At 70.7% G+C, this 17,037-nt stretch carries 20 protein-coding genes and 2 pseudogenes; 15 read left to right on the plus strand and 7 right to left on the minus strand.

Features of this window, described 5'->3' with window-relative positions; translation table 11 throughout:
* Positions 1 to 423: 423 nt before the first annotated feature.
* A complete protein-coding gene (locus KME75_RS31400; RefSeq protein WP_219418559.1) occupies positions 424 to 894 on the minus strand; it encodes a MarR family winged helix-turn-helix transcriptional regulator in 471 nt (156 codons plus the stop codon).
* 107 nt (positions 895 to 1,001) lie between these two features.
* On the opposite strand from KME75_RS31400, the gene KME75_RS31405 reads away from it, so the two are divergent.
* The 9 genes from KME75_RS31405 to KME75_RS31445 all read left to right on the plus strand — a co-directional run bounded on the left by KME75_RS31405 (position 1,002) and on the right by KME75_RS31445 (position 9,377).
* Positions 1,002 to 2,090 carry a substrate-binding domain-containing protein gene (locus KME75_RS31405; RefSeq protein WP_219418560.1) on the plus strand — a complete coding sequence of 363 codons (1,089 nt, stop codon included), beginning with the start codon at positions 1,002 to 1,004 and terminating at the stop codon, positions 2,088 to 2,090.
* 205 nt (positions 2,091 to 2,295) lie between these two features.
* The gene (locus tag KME75_RS31410; RefSeq protein ID WP_219418561.1) at positions 2,296 to 2,964 is read left to right on the plus strand and encodes an AmiS/UreI family transporter; all 669 of its coding nucleotides are present in this window, start codon (positions 2,296 to 2,298) and stop codon (positions 2,962 to 2,964) included.
* A gap of 121 nt (positions 2,965 to 3,085) precedes the next feature.
* Positions 3,086 to 4,348, plus strand: a complete 1,263-nt coding sequence (gene fmdA / locus KME75_RS31415; protein WP_219418562.1) for a formamidase — start codon at positions 3,086 to 3,088, stop codon at positions 4,346 to 4,348.
* Positions 4,349 to 4,432: 84 nt separating this feature from the next.
* Positions 4,433 to 4,705, plus strand: coding sequence for an FmdB family zinc ribbon protein (locus KME75_RS47030; protein WP_219418563.1), 273 nt, complete (start codon positions 4,433 to 4,435; stop codon positions 4,703 to 4,705).
* Positions 4,706 to 4,786: 81 nt separating this feature from the next.
* Positions 4,787 to 5,362, plus strand: a complete 576-nt coding sequence (locus tag KME75_RS31425; RefSeq protein WP_219418564.1) for an MOSC domain-containing protein — start codon at positions 4,787 to 4,789, stop codon at positions 5,360 to 5,362.
* A 36-nt stretch (positions 5,363 to 5,398) separates the two neighbouring features.
* Positions 5,399 to 6,298: an IS66 family transposase gene (locus tag KME75_RS31430; protein WP_219418565.1), complete on the plus strand. Its 900-nt coding sequence runs from the start codon at positions 5,399 to 5,401 to the stop codon at positions 6,296 to 6,298.
* Entirely contained in the window at positions 6,298 to 6,696 is a 399-nt protein-coding gene (locus KME75_RS47035; protein ID WP_372452713.1) for a hypothetical protein, read from the plus strand. Before KME75_RS31430 ends, KME75_RS47035 begins: the two co-directional genes overlap by 1 nt.
* Before the next feature lie 633 nt (positions 6,697 to 7,329).
* A complete protein-coding gene (ltrA, locus tag KME75_RS31440; protein WP_219418567.1) occupies positions 7,330 to 9,120 on the plus strand; it encodes a group II intron reverse transcriptase/maturase in 1,791 nt (596 codons plus the stop codon).
* 86 nt (positions 9,121 to 9,206) lie between these two features.
* The gene (locus KME75_RS31445; protein WP_219418568.1) at positions 9,207 to 9,377 is read left to right on the plus strand and encodes a hypothetical protein; all 171 of its coding nucleotides are present in this window, start codon (positions 9,207 to 9,209) and stop codon (positions 9,375 to 9,377) included.
* 85 nt (positions 9,378 to 9,462) lie between these two features.
* Here KME75_RS31445 and KME75_RS31450 read toward each other — a convergent pair whose 3' ends face one another.
* Positions 9,463 to 10,983, minus strand: a complete 1,521-nt coding sequence (locus tag KME75_RS31450; protein ID WP_308283267.1) for an IS110 family RNA-guided transposase — start codon at positions 10,981 to 10,983, stop codon at positions 9,463 to 9,465.
* A gap of 91 nt (positions 10,984 to 11,074) precedes the next feature.
* Here KME75_RS31450 and KME75_RS31455 point away from each other — a divergent pair, with 91 nt between their 5' ends.
* Positions 11,075 to 11,401 (plus strand): HAD family hydrolase, encoded by a 327-nt coding sequence (locus tag KME75_RS31455; protein ID WP_219418570.1) that lies wholly within the window; start codon positions 11,075 to 11,077, stop codon positions 11,399 to 11,401.
* Positions 11,402 to 11,469: 68 nt separating this feature from the next.
* Here the strand turns inward: KME75_RS31455 and KME75_RS31460 are convergent, their stop codons facing one another.
* From KME75_RS31460 to KME75_RS31475, 4 genes are all read right to left on the minus strand, one after another.
* Complete coding sequence (locus KME75_RS31460) at positions 11,470 to 11,901, minus strand: hypothetical protein (protein WP_219418571.1); 432 nt, start codon at positions 11,899 to 11,901, stop codon at positions 11,470 to 11,472.
* Positions 11,898 to 12,215 (minus strand): alpha/beta fold hydrolase, encoded by a 318-nt coding sequence (locus KME75_RS31465; protein ID WP_219418572.1) that lies wholly within the window; start codon positions 12,213 to 12,215, stop codon positions 11,898 to 11,900. Before KME75_RS31465 ends, KME75_RS31460 begins: the two co-directional genes overlap by 4 nt.
* Positions 12,167 to 12,805 (minus strand): alpha/beta fold hydrolase, encoded by a 639-nt coding sequence (locus KME75_RS31470; protein ID WP_219418573.1) that lies wholly within the window; start codon positions 12,803 to 12,805, stop codon positions 12,167 to 12,169. The genes KME75_RS31465 and KME75_RS31470 overlap by 49 nt, the downstream gene beginning before the upstream one ends.
* Positions 12,806 to 12,928: 123 nt before the next feature.
* Positions 12,929 to 13,741, minus strand: a complete 813-nt coding sequence (locus KME75_RS31475) for an SDR family NAD(P)-dependent oxidoreductase (RefSeq protein WP_219418574.1) — start codon at positions 13,739 to 13,741, stop codon at positions 12,929 to 12,931.
* A 366-nt stretch (positions 13,742 to 14,107) separates the two neighbouring features.
* Between KME75_RS31475 and KME75_RS47040 the strand changes: the two are divergent.
* The 4 genes and pseudogenes from KME75_RS47040 to KME75_RS31485 form a co-directional block, all read left to right on the plus strand.
* Positions 14,108 to 14,350 (plus strand): annotated as a pseudogene (locus KME75_RS47040) (2-dehydropantoate 2-reductase N-terminal domain-containing protein); the annotation flags it as partial.
* A pseudogene (locus KME75_RS47045) lies at positions 14,302 to 14,511 on the plus strand (2-dehydropantoate 2-reductase N-terminal domain-containing protein); the annotation flags it as partial. The pseudogenes KME75_RS47040 and KME75_RS47045, both read left to right, overlap by 49 nt.
* Positions 14,432 to 15,064: a ketopantoate reductase C-terminal domain-containing protein gene (locus KME75_RS31480; protein ID WP_372452714.1), complete on the plus strand. Its 633-nt coding sequence runs from the start codon at positions 14,432 to 14,434 to the stop codon at positions 15,062 to 15,064. The pseudogene KME75_RS47045 and the gene KME75_RS31480, both read left to right, overlap by 80 nt.
* Positions 15,061 to 16,158, plus strand: coding sequence for a mandelate racemase/muconate lactonizing enzyme family protein (locus tag KME75_RS31485; protein ID WP_219418576.1), 1,098 nt, complete (start codon positions 15,061 to 15,063; stop codon positions 16,156 to 16,158). Before KME75_RS31480 ends, KME75_RS31485 begins: the two co-directional genes overlap by 4 nt.
* 430 nt (positions 16,159 to 16,588) lie before the next feature.
* On the opposite strand, the gene KME75_RS47050 is transcribed toward KME75_RS31485, so the two are convergent.
* Complete coding sequence (locus tag KME75_RS47050) at positions 16,589 to 16,867, minus strand: IS66 family transposase (protein ID WP_372452715.1); 279 nt, start codon at positions 16,865 to 16,867, stop codon at positions 16,589 to 16,591.
* Between KME75_RS47050 and KME75_RS47055 the strand changes: the two genes are divergently transcribed.
* Positions 16,817 to 17,037 (plus strand): hypothetical protein (locus KME75_RS47055; protein WP_372452716.1); only part of this gene is annotated, 221 nt, incomplete at its 3' end. The genes KME75_RS47050 and KME75_RS47055 overlap by 51 nt on opposite strands.

Here is a 17,037-nt window from a genome sequence, read left to right on the forward strand (position 1 = left end):
ACCCTCTACGCCGTACTCCGCGAACTCCAGACCCTGCTCGGCATCTGGACCGGCGCCTGCCGCACCTGCCTGCAACCCGTCCCGACGCGACGACCCCACTCACCTAACTCGACCTAACAAAGCCCTACTAGTTCCTCGGATAGCAGGCCCGAAAACGCCCGTCGCTGGACCGGTGTGCCGACTCGTGGAAGGTCTCCAAGCCCCGTATGCGGCTTCGCTTCTGAGGCGCTCTCTCGGGGGCCACGAGGCCAGAGGATTGGCGGTCAGGGGCGCAGGAAGCGTCGCGGGGGTTAGGGCGGCGGTTCACCGCCTAACTGTTTTCAGGCGGGCCAGTGAGCTGACCCCGGCGACGCCCCGACTTCCGCGTCGGAGCGGGCGGTTCGCAGGCTAGCCTGTTCGGAAAGGAGATGCGTCCGGCGGGAGCTAGACAGGGCCTGGGACGCGACCGGGATCCTTGCTTGCGTCCAGGTGGGCGATGAGCCTGCCAAGGAGGGCGGCGAGTCCCTCTGCGCCGTCGGGGCTGACGCCTTCGACCAGCCGCTGTTGGTCTTCTTCGATGGCGAGACTCAGCCGCCGGTGGAGAGCGCGGCCATGCGGGGTCGGGAAGACCAGGACTCGACGGCGGTCGTGCACGTCTACCCGCCGGTAGACGAGGTTGTCGGCGACCATGCCGTCGATCAGCTTGGTGGCGCTGGGAGCCGGCAGGGTCGCGAAGGTCGCGATATCGCTCATCGGGTGCCCTCGCTGCGGGCCATGCAGCTCGAGGCCGCAGAGCACCCGCCAGCGCTCAAGCGAGCAGTCATGCGCCGCGAGCAGCGGTTCCAGCAGGCGGGCCATCCGGTACTCCGCCTGACTCAGCAGAAAGGCGACGGGCGCGCCCAGCTCCTCCACCACGACTCCACTGTCCGGACTGGCCACGACGCAGGGACCGGGCCTAGGGTAGCCGCGCGTAACCACCCTGCCTCCCGTGTGCACAGGTCGGCGTCCCGGAGGCCGCGAAGATGCCGGAGCTTGAGCCCCGGACGCAACGCCGGAAGGCGGCGTCCCAGACGTCGCTGGACATCGCGTTGGTGATCCCGCGGGCTGGTCCCGCCGGGATCTTCGGGCCGTCGTGCGAGTTGTGCGCGCAACTGGCGGTCGAGGAGTTGAACGCGGAGGGTGGCGTGCTCGGGCGGGAGGCCCGTCTCGTCCTCGTCGACGGCAGTCGTCCCCCGGACCAGGTCGCCGCCGAACTCGATGGTCTGGTGCGAAGCCGCACGGTGGAGGCGGTGGTCGGCTGGCATCTCTCCGCCCTCCGCCAGGTCCTCGGCCCGCGGCTGGCTGCCCGGGTGCCCTACGTCTACACGCCCCTGTACGAGGGCGGGGAACGGGCCCGTGGCGTCTACCTGGCCGGCGAGACCCCCGCCGTCCAGCTGGCGCCGTCGCTGCTGTGGCTGTCCAGGGAGCTGGGCCTGCGCCGGTGGGCCGTCGTGGGCAACGACTACGTCTGGCCCCGGGTGTCTGCGGCAGCGGCCCGGAGCTACCTCCGGTCCTCGGGCGCTCAGCTGATGGAGGAGGTGTTCGTCCCGTTGGGCACCGCGAACTTCGACGCCGTGCTGGGCAGGCTCGAGCGTTCCGACTGCGAGGGCGTGCTCCTGCTGCTGGTCGGTCAGGACGCGGTGGAGTTCAACCGGCAGTTCGCCGCCGCCGGCCTGGACCGGATGACCCGGCTGAGCCCGTTGATGGAAGAGAACATGCTGCTTGCCACCGGAGCGGAGAACACCCGCGGCCTGTGGGCCGCCGCCGGCTACTTCGAGTGTCTCCCCACGGCCGCGAGCCTGGACTTCAACGCGCGATTCGTCCGCCGATTCGGCCTGGAGGCTCCCGCGCTCAACAGCATCGGCCAGTCCTGCTACCAAGGCATGTCGCTGCTGGCCGACCTCGCGCGCCGCGCCGGCTGCCTCGACGTCCCGGCCCTCGACGCGGTCGCGCCGTCGGTGAGCTTCGAAGGAGCCCGCGGCCGGGTCCGGATGCGCGGTCGACACCTGCAGCAGGACATCTACCTCGCCCGCGCCGACGGCCTGGAGTTCGACGTCGTCTGCACCCTGTAGCAGCCCCTCCGCACCCGATCGACTCGACCGCCGAGTGTCCGGCGCCCGTGGCGCTCCGCGGAGGGCTTGACGGTGAGGTAGCCCAGGAATAGTTTCCACAGGAAGTTTCTATCGCCCCTTCCAATCGGGTTCATCGCGTCGTCGCGATGGCAAGCCCTTTTGCTGCAGCTGTCCCGTACCACCGTGATCGTCAGGTTGGACGCCCATGAGTGCAGTCGGCTTGTTCTACGTCGGAGCGGTCCTGTTCGTGAACGGGCTGATGCTGCTCGGCCGCGTGGACCCCCGGGCCGCCGGCTACATCAACCTGTTCGTCGGAGGGCTGCAGGTCATCGTCCCCACGGCACTGCTGATCCAGGCCAACGGCGACCCGGCGAAGGTCCTGGCCGCAGCGGGGCTGTACCTGTTCGGGTTCACCTACCTCTACGTCGGACTCAACCTGCTCACCGGGGCCGACAGCACCGGAGCGGGCTGGTACTCCCTGTTCGTCGCCATCACCGCCGTCGGCTTCTCCGCGGTCAGCTTCGTCAAGCTCCACGACGCTCCCTTCGGCGTCATCTGGCTGTACTGGGCCTTCCTGTGGTTCCTGTTCTTCCTCCTGCTCGGCCTCAAGCGGGACGCCCTGGGCACCTACACCGGCTACGTGACGGTCGTGGAAGCCTGGGTCACCGCCACCATCCCCGGCTTCCTGCTGTTCACCGGCTACTGGCGCACGAACACGACCACCACGGTGGTCCTTGCCGCGTTCGGGATCGTCATGGCAGCCGTGCTGTGGCCGCTGTCCCGCCGTCGACCCCGGCTACCGGCGCCGGTCGAGGCAGACCTGCAGCAATCCAACCACACCTTCGGCCACGCCGAACTCCCGCCGCGTTCCTGACCGCCGTGACCGGACACCGCCCCGGCCGCGCACCGCTCCATCCCCCAGTGCACGGACATGCCCATTGCCGTGTCCAGAACCGATCGGTTCACCCTCCATTCCTGCTCGATGAGGAGTTCCCGTGCCCGAAGTGATCTTCGAGATCGACCGCGACTTCAGCGTGCCGATGTCCCAGCAGGCCGTGCCCGGTCACAACCGCTGGCACCCTGACATCCCCCCGGCCAACACCGTCCGGCCCGGGGCCACCTACCGCATCGAGTGCAAGGACTGGACCGACAACCAGGTCCGCAACACCGACGACGCCGACGACATCCGCGACATGAACATCGACCCCTGCCACGTCCTCAGCGGACCGTTCGCGATCGAGGGCGCCGAGCCCGGGGATCTGCTGGTCGTCGACATCGTCGCCATGGGGCCCTTCCAGGAGCAGGAGTGGGGCTACACCGGGATCTTCGCCAAAGAGAACGGCGGCGGGTTCCTCACCGACCACTCCCCGCAGGCGTCCAAGGCGATCTGGGACCTCGACGGGATCTGGGCCAGCAGTCGACACGTGCCCGGCGTCCGCTTCATCGGCAACTCCCACCCCGGGCTGTTCGGCTGCGCCCCATCGGCCGACCTGCTCGCCGAGTGGAACCGCCGCGAACAGGCGCTCATCGACCAGAACCCCGACCGGGTCACCGGCGACATCCCCGCCCACGGCGGAGAGACCCCCGGCACGCCGCAGGTCCCGGCGCTGGCGCTCCCGCCACTGCCCAAGGACGCGCTGCTCGGGCGGCTCAGCGGCACGGACTTCGAGCGCGCCGCCGCCGAGGCCTGCCGAACCATCCCACCGCGAGAGCACGGCGGCAACGTCGACATCAAGGAGCTCGGCGTGGGCTCCCGGGTCTACATGCCCGTCTACGTGCCCGGCGGCCTGTTCTCCATCGGCGACCTGCACTTCGCCCAGGGCGACGGCGAGATCACCTTCTGCGGTGCGATCGAGATGCCCGGCTTCATCGACCTGCACTTCGACCTCATCAAGGGCGGCATGGACCGGTACAAGACCAACATGCCGTTCTTCAAGCCCGGCCGGGTCGGCCCCGGCTACTCGGAGTACCTCACCTTCGAAGGCATCAGCGTCGAAGACGGCCGCAACTACTACATGAACGCCACCGTCGCCTACCGCCAGGCCTGCCTCAACGCCATCAACTACCTGATGCCCGCCATGGGCTGGACCTTCGAACAGGCCTACCTCTTCCTCGGCGCCGCCCCCATCGAGGGCCGGATCGGCGGCCTGGTCGACATCCCCAACAGCGCCGTCTCCATCAGCATCCCGCTATCGATCTTCGACCGGAACATCCTCCCCGACGGCGCAGGAGGAGGCCGGGAACTGGTCGCAGACTGACACTGACCCCCGCCGTCTCGGGCCGTGGCAAAAGTGGCAAAGGCTGCCGCCCGGGACGGCCCACCTCCGCTCGAGGAGTCCTGCGTGCCACTCTACGAATTCCGCTGCCCCGCATGCGGTCCCTTCGACCTCCACCGCGAGATGCAAGACGCCCAGGATGCGGCGACGTGCCCGACCTGCTCGACCCCGGCGCGACGGGTGTACAGCTCCTCGGGAGGCAGCCTCGCCCGCGGACCGCTGCGCGACGCAGGCACAACGGATCGCGCGCGAATCGACCGGGCCCGCAGCGGCGAACCGACGATCACCGGGCCCCCGTCGGGCCGCCGGCTGCCCCGCAGCAACGGCCACCGTCACTGACGCGCCGAGCGGTACACCAAACCGGTCGGCGTCGGTCCCGCCTACGTCGCAGACCGCCCAGCGCCTCGCAGATGGAGAGCCATGCCATTCGTCTCCCGCCTGTCGATGACCCCGGTCAAAGGCACCGCGCTGCACCACCCGGCCCACCTGACCGTCACCGGCAACGGGGTCCTGAACAACCAGCGCTTCTACCTCATCGACGCGCGGCGTCGGTTGTTCAACGGCAAGCAGCACGGCCCGCTGGTCCAGCTCACCGCCGAGTTCGACGACCAACGCCAGCACCTGAGCCTGCGCCTGCCCGGCCGAGAGCCGATCGCCGGGACACCAGACGAGCTCGGTGAGGCGGTGATCACCGACTTCTACGGACGCGACGTGGCAGGCCATCTGCTGAACGGACCCTGGTCGGCTGCCCTGACAGAGTTCGTCGGCGAGCCGGTCGACTTGGTCGCCGTGGACACCCCCGGCGACGCCGTCGACGTGCACCCGGTGACATTGGTGTCCACGGCCACGATCGAGCACCTGCGCAACGTGACCCCGGAAGGCGAACGGCTCGACCACCGTCGGTTCCGGATGCTCCTCGAGGTGGGCGGGATCCAGGTCCACGAGGAGGACACCTGGACCGGTCGTGACTGTTCAGGTGGGGCGGGCGTGTCGTAGCTCGGTCGCGCTGATGGTGGTGTGAAGGATCGGTCCGTGACCGCGCCGACCTACGACGAGCTGGCAGCTCTCGTGGTCGCGTTGCAGGCGCGGATCGCCGAGCAGGACGCGGAGATCGCGGAGTTGAGACGGCAGCTGGGCGCGTCGTCGCGGAACTCTTCCAAGCCGCCGTCGGCCGATGGGCTGGGGAAGCCGGCGCCGAAGTCGTTGCGGGGCCGGTCGGGGCGTAAGCCCGGTGGTCAGCCCGGCCATGAGGGCCGCACGCTGCGGCAGGTCGAGCGGCCCGATGAGGTGGTGGTCCACGAACCAGGCGCCTGCACCGGTTGCGGCGCCGAGCTGACTGCCGACCAGGGGCTGTCTAGGGTGGTCCGGCGGCAGGTGTTCGACATCCCGAAGATCACTGTGCGGGTGGTCGAGCACCGGCTGGTCTCTCGCCGGTGTCGGTGCGGGCAGGTCACCGCCGCGGCCGGTCCGGCTGGGGTGGGCGCGCCGACCCAGTACGGGCCGCACGCCGCGGCGATCGCGGTGTACCTGTGCCTGGGGCAGCACCTGCCGGTGGAGCGCACCGCCGGGCTGCTGGCTGATCTGTTCGGCACGCCGATGTCGGTGGGCACGGTAGCGGCCTGGACCACCCGAGCGGCCGACGGTCTGGAGCCGTTCACCGCCGCCGCCCGCGCGGCGCTGGCCCAGGCCCAGGTGCTGCACGTCGATGAGACCGGGTTACGGGTGGCTGGGCGGCTGCACTGGCTGCACGTGGCCTGCTCGACCCTGTTCACGGTGCTCTTCTGCTCCGCCAAGCGAGGCAAGCCCGCCATCGACGCGGTCGGGGTCCTGCCCGGCTTCACCGGGATCGCCGTGCACGACGCGTTCGCCCCTACGCCGGTTACACCACCGCGACCCACGCGCTGTGCAACGCCCACCTGCTGCGCGAGCTGATCGCCGTGGTCGACCACTGCACCGCGCACCCGACGCCGGACTCGGGTACTCCGCCGGGTTGGTGCTGGGCGCAGCAGGTGATCGACGCGCTGCTGGCGCTCAAGCAGGTCACCGACACCGGAACGCTGCCCGGCCCGGAGCTGCTGGCCACCCAGCGCCGGCTGATCGTCTCCGCCGCGCTGGTCGGCGTCTCGGCCCAGGCGACCCCCGACGGTGCGGTCGGCCGCCGACACCGGGCCCTGGCCCGCCGCATCCGCAGGCGCATCGAGGACTACTTGCGCTTCGCTACCGACCTACGGGTCCCCTTCGACAACAACCCGGCCGAAGTGCGACACGAGGTCGCACGTGATGAGTGGATACGCAGAAGGGAGGGCCAGCAGATGATGTTGGCGGCGTAGTCCCGGGCGAGTGCTCGAACGCCCGTCCCCGCCCTGACGTGCGTCGCTGGTAACGGCGGGGTGCGAAGCTCAGGGAAGAAGCCCAAGGACACCCGTTCCATCCGGGGGTTACAGGCGAGGGGAAGACCGGCTGGGGTGAACGCAAGTGAATCCTCTTATGTCCCGTTACGTTGAGCCCCGGGTGGATGGAAGCGGCACCGGGGTGCAGGACTGGCCGTTGAGAAGCGGCAGGCGGCGGCCGATGATTCGGCATCGGTCGTGTGAGCATCGCCGTCCCGGGATAGTTGGGGGCACCCGACCTGGTCGTGTCTCATGCGTGTGGAACGTGGCAACCCCGCCGCGGTCCGGCCCGTCATTTGTTGGGTCGGTAGGCCGGCCGTGAGGAAGGCTGATGCCGAGCGGGAACAGGACGCCCAAGAAGCGAACGCCGGTGGCCGAAAGGCGACAGGAAACCGGGACAACATGCGACCACCTCCTGGTCGGGTTCCGCATAACTGGCCGGATACCGGGCCCGGTGCCCGGACCCGAAAGGGTGCCGACGTGAGGCGGGTGAGCCTTTGACGACGACCTGGCACGGTCACCGGAACTGAAGGGCAAGTTAGGCACAATGCGGATCATGCAGCCGTCGGTTAAGTGCTGGCGCGGGTGGTCTGCAACGTGAACGGACCGGAGGACGACCGCCTCGACTGGGACGCCATCAGTTGGCGCGCTGTCGAGGACGACGTACGGCGACTACGACAGCGGATCTTCAAGGCGTCGCAGGCGGGGGACCTGAAACAGGTCCGCAACCTGCAGAAGTTGATGCTCCGGAGCCGGTCCAACACGCTGCTCAGCGTGCGGCAGGTCACCGAGCGCAACGCCGGTCGCGTCACGGCGGGGATCGACGGACAGGTCGCCCTGACCTCTGCGGACAGGGCGGAGCTGGCGGTGCGGGTGCACCGCCAGCCGGAACCGTGGGACCCGCTGCCGGTGCGACGTGTGTATATCCCGAAGAGCAACGGTAAACAGCGCCCACTCGGTATTCCAGTGATCACCGACCGGTGCCACCAGGCACGGGTCCGGCAAGCGCTGGAACCGGAGTGGGAAGCGCGGTTCGAACCGAAATCCTATGGGTTTCGGCCAGGTCGCGGCTGCCAAGACGCAATAGCAGCGATCTATTCCACCTTGAGTAAGAAGAACTCTCGGCGGGAATGGCTGCTGGATGCGGACCTGGCGGCGGCGTTCGATCGAATCGATCACAACCGGCTGCTCGCCGAACTCGGCGGCTTCCCGGCTCGGAGGATGATCGGGCAGTGGTTGAAAGCCGGGGTGATCGAGAAAGGTCGGTTCGCCCCGACCGAGGAGGGAACTCCGCAGGGCGGGGTGATCAGCCCGTTGCTGCTGAACGTGGCTCTGCACGGGATGGAGTACGCCGCCGGGTGTCGATACCGTCAGGATGCCGCCGGGGCCAGCGGCGGGCTGACGGTGCCCGACACCCCGGTCCTGGTGCGTTACGCCGATGACTTCCTCGTGATGTGTCGCAGCCGGCGACAGGCCGAGGCGGTCCAGGATCGGCTGGGGCAGTGGCTGGCGCCTCGGGGTCTTCGCTTCAACGAGGAGAAGACCACGATCGTCCCCCTGAGCCAAGGGGTCGACTTCCTGGGGTTCACCATCCGCCGCTACCCCGGCGGCAAGCTGCTGATCAAACCCAGCAAGGCGGCGATCAAGCGGCAGATGGCGCGGATCAAGGCCACGGTGCGCTCCCAACTCGGGGCCAACGCCTCGGCGATGATCCGCGCGCTCAACCCGATCATCCGAGGTTGGACCGCGTACTACCGGACGGTGGTGTCCAGCGAAGTGTTCCACAAGCTGGACCGCTACCTCTGGAGGCTCACCTACCGGTGGGCGCTCCTGACGCACCGGAACAAGCCCAGGCACTGGATCGTGAACCAGTACTTCGGTCTGTTCCACCCGACCAGGCAGGACCACTGGGTGTTCGGCGACCGCGTCAGCGGCGCCTACCAGGTCCGCTACGCCTGGACGACGATCGTTCGTCACCCGCTGGTCAAAGGCCGGGCATCTCCCGACGATCCGGCCTTGGCCCGATACTGGGCCGACCGGCGACGCAAGAAGACCCCGCCACCGCTGGACCGACGCGGGCTGCGGTTGCTCCGCGCCCAGCACGGCCGATGCCCAGCATGCGGGGACTTCCTGCTCCACGCCGATCACGAGCCGCAGACCCCACGAGAGTGGGAACAATGGTTCACCCTCACCCGCAAGGCGATCTACCACCAGTGGATCACACCGCGGGCGACAGTGACCGGCGACAACGGACGCATCACCAGCTACCACCTCCTGCACACCCGCTGCCTGCCACGACATCACACCGAGCAGGCAGCGGCACGGCGACTCTGCACCGCCCGCGAGCCCCTGGGGCTTGCTTGAGCCGTGTGCGGGGCCAACTCGCAAGCACGGTTCTGAGGGGGCCCCGGCGCGGCAACGCGCCGGGGCTACCCGACCGCGACATCCGCATGGCCAAGATCAAACAGAAGGTCCCCGGCGGCATGCGCACCCTCACCGGCGCCCAGGATTTCGCCACGATGCGCTCCTACCTTGCCACCGCCGCCAAGCACGGCCGCCGACCCTTCGACGCCCTCACCGAACTCACCAGCGGAAACGTCTGGATCCCAGCCACCACCTGACCGGAAAATGACCTGTCGGCTGGGCGTGGGGCAGCGGGCCCTGGGCGGGTGGTTGCCCGGGTCGGAGTCGGTGGGGGCAGTGGGTTCAGGCGGCCTGGGGTTCGGTGAGTTGGACGGTCCAGCCGAGTGCGCGGAGTTGGCGGGCGAGTTGATCGGTGCGGCGGGCGCGGTCCAGGCGGCGGGTGTAGAAGTCGGCGCCGAGGTCTTCGAACTCGGCAGTGGGGTCGGCGAGCAGGTGAAAGACGATCTTCAGGATGGAGCGTTGTAGGGCGGTCAGGGCCTTGGCCTTGGGCATACGCTTGATCAGCCGCCGATAGCGCTCGCCGAGGAAGGTGTCGGTCTTGGCCGCGCCGATGGCGATCTGCCGGAGCGCGGCCTTGAGGTAGGGGTTGCCCTTGCCGGTGCGGCCGCGGCCGGTCTTGCGGCCGGACTGCATGGTGCGCGGGGAGACCCTCGCCCAGGAGCACAGCCGCTGCGGGGTGCCGAAGACCGTCATGTCCAGGCCGATCTCCCCGATCACCGCCCGCATCGAGTCCGGGCCGCCGCCGGGGATCTCGGCCAGTCGACCGACCGCCGAGGCGACGCTCGCGGGGGTGGCCGCAGTGGCGGCCGATGGCGGCTGGCCGTCACCGGCGGTCTGGACAGCAGGAGTGGTCGATCCGGTGGGGAGCGCGGCGATCGCCTCGTCGAGCAGCGCGGTCACCGTCTCGATCCGGGTGCTGAGGTCGTCGATCTGGTCCAGCAGCATCTGGGCCAGCCGGGCGTGGTGGTCGGTGAACCGGCCGTCGAGGGCCTCGGCCAGCGCGGCTCGGCGGGCTCGGGCGCGGCCTTTGGCCAGCTCAGCCAGTGCCCGCGGATTGCGTTCTCCGGCGATCAGCGCCTCGATCATCGCCCGCCCGGAGGCACCGTGGATGTCGGTGAGCACCGAGGAGATCTTGATCAGGGCATCCTCGAGGAGCTTCTCCACCCGCTGCTTGACCCGGGCGCGGTCCTCGACCAGGTCGAACCGGGCCCGGGCCAGGTCGCGGACGTGGCGCATCGGCTCGGCCGGCACGAGACTCGGCGCGATCATCGAGCGTTCGGCGAGCTTGGCCAGCCAGACCGCGTCGAGCTTGTCGGTCTTGGGTCGGCCGGGGACGTTCTTGACCTGCGCGGCGTTGACCAGCCACACCTCGGGCAGGCTGCGGGCCTCCAGGACGGGTTCTTCTGCTACCCCCCGCCGAACCCCCGTGCATGCTGCGCGTCGGTGACCCCGAGCCTGGCTGACCGTCGTGGTCACGCAGCGCGGTGGATCACCTGCGACGTTGATGGCTGCACCACCCGGTGCGCCGTCGGTGAGGCGAACACGTTCGGCGGCCAGGATCGCGGCGCCGACATCCGCGACCGGCACCGCCCGGACGGGATGGCGCCACCGCGTCGGCGTCGGCGTCTGCCCCCGCCCGCGCCGACCCCCGCTCGCCGTGCTCGCAGCGCGGTGGGGCGTCAGGCGAGGTAGGCGGTGAGGGCGTAGGCCGCGTTGCGGCCGAGGGTGTCGCGGGCGCGGTCGTAGCGCCGCGTGGTGCGCGGGTCGCGGCGCCGACACCGACATCGACATCGACGCCGACATCGAGACGCTGCTCGGGTCGCTCGGAGGCTGGCCGCTGTGGCCCGACGTCGCCGTCGGGCTGCCCGCCCTCGCCGACCGGTATCGGGTCGGGGTGTTGTCCAACGTCGACGACGGCCTCTTCGCCCGCACCAAGGTCGCCGGCCTGGTCGCCGACGACGCCGTCCTGACCTCCCAGCGGCTGGGCGTCTACAAGCCCTCCCCGCAGGTCTACCGGCGCGCGCGGGAGCGAGCCGGCGGTGAGCTGGTGCACGTCGCCACCTCGGCGCGGGGCGTTCGCGGCGCGTTGGAGGCCGGTATCCGGGTCATCCGGCTGCGCCGTCCCGGACGCCGGCTCGATCCCGACGGGCCGACACCGCCGGTAGAGGTCGACGGCATCGCCGGCGTCGCCGCGGCGCTCGACGAGGGACAGCGGCGCTGACGGTCTGTGGAACGGCGACGCGGGGTGGCTGGCCGCTTGGGCGGCCCCTCCGGCGCAGCCACCGGCTCTCAGGGGCTGGCCGGGCCGTCGGCGCTCGACTCGGCCTCGGGGATGCGGTACAGCCTGGCGACCCGGTCCAGCGCGTCGAGGGTCCACGGTCGGCCGGCCCGCTCGACGACCCAGCGAAGGAGCTCAGACACGTCGCGGTCGACGGCCACGGCGTCGATCGGCGCGAATCGTGCGGGCAGGGCTGCGACCTCGACCCCGCCGGGGACCGGCTCCCCGGACCTGGCGGTGAGCACCACCTCGTACAGGCTCCCGGCTGGGGTGCGGAACCATCCCGGCTCTTCCGGCAGCGCGCGAGCCCGGATGCCGAAGTGGTCGACGAACACCTGGCGGAATGCCGGCACGTGACCGAGCCCGAACTCGGTCAGCACCACCTGGCGGCGCAGCGCCGACCGGTCCCCGAGCTGATCGCGGTCCAGCCACTGGATGCTCATGCCGCCCCTTCCCCCACCTCGGCGAGGAAGCGTGCGATGTGTTCGCCGATCTCCCGGCCGGAGTCCTCCTGCAGGAAGTGCCGCCCGGTGACCAGCACCGGGCCGCGAGCGTTGCCAAGGGCCTGCACGAACCGGTCGGCGTAGGACGGCGGGAGCACCTCGTCCTCGCGGCCCCAGATCACCAGTGCGGGCATCTGCAGGGACGGCAGCTGCGCCTGCAGCCAGGAGAAGAAGCCGGACGTGGGGGAGTCCGGGCCCACCGGTATCAGCCGCGGGAACAGCACCGTGGGCAGCCGACTCGCCGGGTCCGGCATCGCCTCGGCGTAGGCCCGGCCGGCCCGCTCCCGAAACCCGCGCGGTCGACGACGGACAGGTACACGCCCCGGTCGGCCAGGCTGTTGTGCCTGCCCAGCAGGTGCGGGCCGACGACGGGTGCGTGCAGCATCCGCCACGGCACGATCGAGGCGTGAAACGGCGACGGCTCCGGCCAGGCCCAGGTGCTCATCACCACCACCGCCCGCACCGACTGCGGGTGGGCGGCGACGAAGGCCAGGCCGATCGGACCGCCCCAGTCGTGCAGGACCAGGGTGACCTCCTCCAGCCCCAGCGCCTGCACCAACCCGGCCAGGTCGGCGACGCGGACCTCCAGCAGGTCGTCGTGCGGGCTGCCCATCGGCATCGAACTTCCGAAGCCGCGTTGGTCGGGGACGAGTACCCGGTGGCCGGCCCGGACCAGCGGCTCGATCGCGTCGCGCCACAGGTAGGACCAGGTGGGGTTGCCGTGCAGCAGCAGGACCGGCGAGCCTTCGCCCTCGTCGAGCAGGTGCAGCCGGGTGTCGTTGACCGTGACGTCATACCCGCGGGCAGCGAACTCCTCGACCGCCGACCGCTCCCGGCTCACCATCCGCCGACCGTATCCCACCGGGACACGGCCCACCGGGACACGGCCCACCGGGACACGGCCCACCGGGACACGGCCCACCGGGACACGGCGCGGTCCCCGAACGCCGCCTGGGACCTGCTGCGATCAGCCCGTCGGGCCGCTCGGGTGGGTCAGTGCCGCGGCCCGGTCGGATGCGACCGCGACGATCTCGCCGGTGACATCGCCGGCCGCCAGGGCCGCGATCAGCTGAGCCGGTTGCTCGGGGGTGTGGAGCTGGCCCTCGGCGTGATAACGGCGGAACATGTCGTGGACCCGGGCGCCGATGACCTCGGCGGGTTGGTCGCGCATGTAGTCCTGCATCGCGGTGTCGACCGGGCCGGGGTCGACGGCGGTCACGGTGACCCCGGTGCCTGCGAGCTCGACGGCCAGGTTGACGGTCAGCTGGTTCAGCCCCGCCTTGCTGGCCGAGTACGCCGCCGCGCGAGGCAGTCCCGGAGGGGTGGCCGCGCCGGTGGTGACGTTGACGATCCGGCCCCAGCCGGCATCGAGCATGCCCGGCAGGACCGACCGGATGCAGCGCATCGGCCCGAGCAGGTTGATCGCCACTGCGTCGGCGAACCGGTCGACGTCGATGCTCGCGGTCGGCCCGACCGGCCAGCTGACCCCGGCATTGTTCACCAGGATGTCGATCCGACCGAGTTCGCCGATCAGCGCATCGAAGGCCTTCCCCAGCGAGGCGGCGTCGGCGACGTCGGCGGGGTAGCCGGCGGCGCGGTGCCCGGCCGAGCGGAGCTCCCCCACCGTCCGGTCCACCTCATCCCCCGAGCGGGCCAGGACGGCAACCGCCGCGCCGGCCTGCGCCAACGCGAACGCGGTCGCACGCCCGATCCCGCGGCTGCCACCGGTGACCAGGGCGGTGTGCGATTCCAGCGACGTGCTGTGCGACTCCAGCGACAAGGCATCCTCCTTCGATCAGCTATTCGACGTGCAGGGACGTCTCGATGTCCGGGCACCTACCCGATCGCGCGCCACCGCAACCGCACACGCACCCGCGCGGGCGGGCCGGGCCCGTTCTTCGCCGACCCCGGACGGCCGCAAGTCAGCCTCCACGGGGCCTACCGGGTGCAGGCCGAGGTGGCGGCGCTGCGCACTCCGGCCGAGCGGGTGATTGGCTACAAGGTCGGCTGCACCGGGTCGGGGACCCGAGCGCAGTTCGGACGGCCGAGCACCTCGGTGCCGTCGAGGCCACGATCGGCGCCTGAGCCGTCCGCCGATGGCCGCGCGCGGCTGCCCGGACGCCGCATCCGCGGCTAAGTTCGGTACATGGACCGCGACACCGGGCAGGCTGCCACCCCCGAAGACCTTGCCGGCCTTCGTGTCGCCGTGCTCGGCCCCGGCGGGGTCGGCGGCCTGCTCGCCGGGCTGTTGGCCCGCGCGGGCGCGACCGTCACCTGCCTGGCCCGCGCCGACACCGCCGCCGCCCTCGACCAGCAGGGCCTGCGCATCGACAGCGACCGGTGCGGGGCCTTCACCGTCCCGGTCCGGGCCGCCGAGCGCCTGTCCGAGCCGGTCGACGTCTGCCTGGCACCGTCAAGGCCACCCAGCTCGAAACCGCGTTGCAGCGGGCCCCGGCCGACCAGCTCGGCGGTGCGCTGGTGGTGCCGTTGCTCAACGGGGTCGAGCACGTCGCGCTGCTGCGGCACCGATACCCGGAGGCCGCCGTGGTGGCCGCGACCATCCACGTGGAGCCGACCCGGGTCGCGCCGGCGCAGGTGCGTCACGACAGCCCTTTCGCCTCGATCGAGCTCAACCGCCGTCGAGGACCTGCGTAACCGGGTCGAGCGGCTCGCCCAAGCGCTCCAGCAGGCCGGCCTCGACGTGCGAGTCGGCGACGATGAGGGCGCCATCCTGTGGGGGAAGCTGAACTTCCTCGCTCCGCTGACCCTGCTCACCACGCACGAGGACGCGGCCGCCGGAGTCGTCCGCGAACGCCGCCGCAAGGAGCTCGCAGCGGTCATCGCCGAGGTGGCGGGTGTGGCCCGCGCCGAAGGCGCGCCCGCCGACGAGCACGGCGTGCTGCAGTTCTTCGACCGGGTCCCGGCGAGGATGCAGTCCTCGATGCAGCGCGCCGCCGCCGCCGGGCGGCCCACCGAGCTCGACGCGATCGGCGGCGCGGTCGTCCGCCGAGCCGCCCGGCACGGGATCCCGGTACCGGTGACCGCCCGGCTGGTCGACCAGTTGCGTGCCCGCGGCCCCGCATCCAGCCAGGAGACCCGATGAGGATCGACCGCGTCCGGATCGGCTACGCCCCGGTGCGAATGCGCCGCCCAATGCGCACCGCCATCCACCAGACGACACACACCCACAACGCCCTGGTCGAGGTCTGCGCCGACGGCGTCGCCGGCCAAGGCGCGGCGCTCACCCTCGCCGCCGGGCACGCGCAGGCGGTGTGCCGGATGCTGGAGGACTTCGCCGGCCTCCTGCACGGGCGCGACCCGCGGGAGATCCGCGCGATCTCCGCGGCGATGCGCCAGCAGCTCAGCCTGACCGGACAGTCCGGGATCGGCATGCTGGCCCTCTCCGCGGTCGACACCGCTCTCTGGGACCTGCACGCCCGGGCCGCGGGACTCCCGCTGTTCCGGATGCTGGGAGGGAGCGCGACCGCGCTACCGGTCTACACCCAGCCCGGCTGGCTCAGCCTCTCCGACGAGGAACTCCTCGCCGAAGCCCTCCAAGCCCAGGAACAAGGCTTCCGGCACTACAAGATGCGGGTCGGCTCCCCTGACTGGCGACGCGACCTCGACCGCGTCACCCGGGTGCGCGAAGCCCTCGACCCGGCAACCCACCTGCTGGTCGACGCCAACCAGGGCTGGTCCCGCACTCGGGCGCTCGCCGCCACCCGGGCCCTCGACGAGCTCGGCCTCTTCTGGATCGAGGAACCCGTCGCCGTCGACGACGTCGCCGGGTTGGCCCAGATCGCCGCCGCGATCCAAACCCCCGTCGCGGCCGGGGAGAGCGTCTTCGGCACCGAAGGACTGCGCCCACTCATCGAGCACGCCGCCGCCGCCGTGCTCATGCCCGACCTGCAGCACTGCGCCGGCCCCACCGGCTTCCTGCTGGCCGCCACCCAGGCACAACTCGCCGGCCTGCCGATCTCCAACCACCTGTTCATCGAGACCAGCGTCCACCTGATGGCCGCCTGCCCCAACGCCCACATCGTCGAGTACATGCCCGGCTGGTGGGACGAGTTGTTCGAACGGCCACCCGACATCCGCGACGGCACCATCCGGCCCAGCGACGAGCCGGGAATCGGCGTCCGCTTCCGCGACGACGCCACCGCCACCCTGCACAGACCCCAGCACGGCCCCGACTGAGGCCCCTTCTCGCAGGGCCTCTCACAGCCCCGAGGACCGCAGCCGCACTGCGGTTCCATCGCCATGGCTAGTGCGTTGACCACATCCGGGCGCAGCAGCGGCACCCCGTCGGCCAGATGCAGCCGCGCGGCACCCGGCACCGTCAACGTGGTCGTCTCGGTCCCGGTCACCGCGGACCCATCTCGGCTCGCATCGGGCGGGACAATCTCGCATTCGATGCGAGACCGGCAACATCGCCGCAGATCATCCGCCCAAAGGAGTGATCGCACACGAATGTACGCAATAGTCGCTCGGTTCCAGAGGGCCTTCGTCTCTCCGTGCTGGCCCTTCTTTGCAGCTGGCAGGCGGTAAACATTCAGCGGGTGTGGTGGCATGGCGTGATCGCCGGTCGGCCGTTCGGCCTCCGGTGCGCTCGGCTCGGTGTCCGTGGTCAGGTGGGCGCGGGTAGTGCCGGCATCCAGGGGTGGCCGGTGAGCGCGTCGCGTAGGACGGTGATGGCGTTGAGGCCGTGTTTGGCCGCAGGGGAGACGTAGCCGCGGATGGTGTAGCGGTCTTTGGTGCGTTTCTCGCTGGTCAGCCGTCCGGACACGTTCTGCTGGACCTTGCTGGGCCGTAGATCGCGTTCGGCCTGGTTGGAGGTGGGCGGCACCTTGAGGTCGTGGGCGAAGCGCAGGACGTCGGCCTGGCGGTCGCGCAGGACTTCCAGCAGCGTGCGGGCCTTGTTTTCGCCGGGTCGGTTGCCGCGGGAGGTGCGCGGGAGGTGGTCTCGGACAGCCCGACCAGCACCCCGTTGCGGAACCGGGTGATCAGCGGCTCGCGGGTGTCGGGGTCGATGGTGTCGTGGCCGCGCTCGCGGGCGAGGTTGGCCTGGTGGATCAG

It is taken from the genome of Pseudonocardia nigra (genome assembly GCF_019396355.1).
Taxonomy (GTDB): Bacteria; Actinomycetota; Actinomycetes; order Mycobacteriales; family Pseudonocardiaceae; genus Pseudonocardia; species Pseudonocardia nigra.

What these genes read in the sequence shown, in the direction of transcription:
- KME75_RS31405 (WP_219418560.1), top strand. Translation starts at nt 1,002, where the DNA reads ATGCCGGAGCTTGAGCCCCGGACGCAACGCCGGAAGGCGGCGTCCCAG.
- KME75_RS31410 (WP_219418561.1), top strand. Translation starts at nt 2,296, where the DNA reads ATGAGTGCAGTCGGCTTGTTCTACGTCGGAGCGGTCCTGTTCGTGAAC.
- KME75_RS31425 (WP_219418564.1), top strand. Translation starts at nt 4,787, where the DNA reads ATGCCATTCGTCTCCCGCCTGTCGATGACCCCGGTCAAAGGCACCGCG.
- KME75_RS31445 (WP_219418568.1), top strand. Translation starts at nt 9,207, where the DNA reads ATGGCCAAGATCAAACAGAAGGTCCCCGGCGGCATGCGCACCCTCACC.
- KME75_RS31450 (WP_308283267.1), bottom strand. Translation starts at nt 10,983, where the DNA reads ATGTCGGCGTCGATGTCGATGTCGGTGTCGGCGCCGCGACCCGCGCAC.
- KME75_RS31460 (WP_219418571.1), bottom strand. Translation starts at nt 11,901, where the DNA reads ATGAGCATCCAGTGGCTGGACCGCGATCAGCTCGGGGACCGGTCGGCG.
- KME75_RS31465 (WP_219418572.1), bottom strand. Translation starts at nt 12,215, where the DNA reads ATGCCGGACCCGGCGAGTCGGCTGCCCACGGTGCTGTTCCCGCGGCTG.
- KME75_RS31470 (WP_219418573.1), bottom strand. Translation starts at nt 12,805, where the DNA reads ATGGTGAGCCGGGAGCGGTCGGCGGTCGAGGAGTTCGCTGCCCGCGGG.
- KME75_RS31485 (WP_219418576.1), top strand. Translation starts at nt 15,061, where the DNA reads ATGAGGATCGACCGCGTCCGGATCGGCTACGCCCCGGTGCGAATGCGC.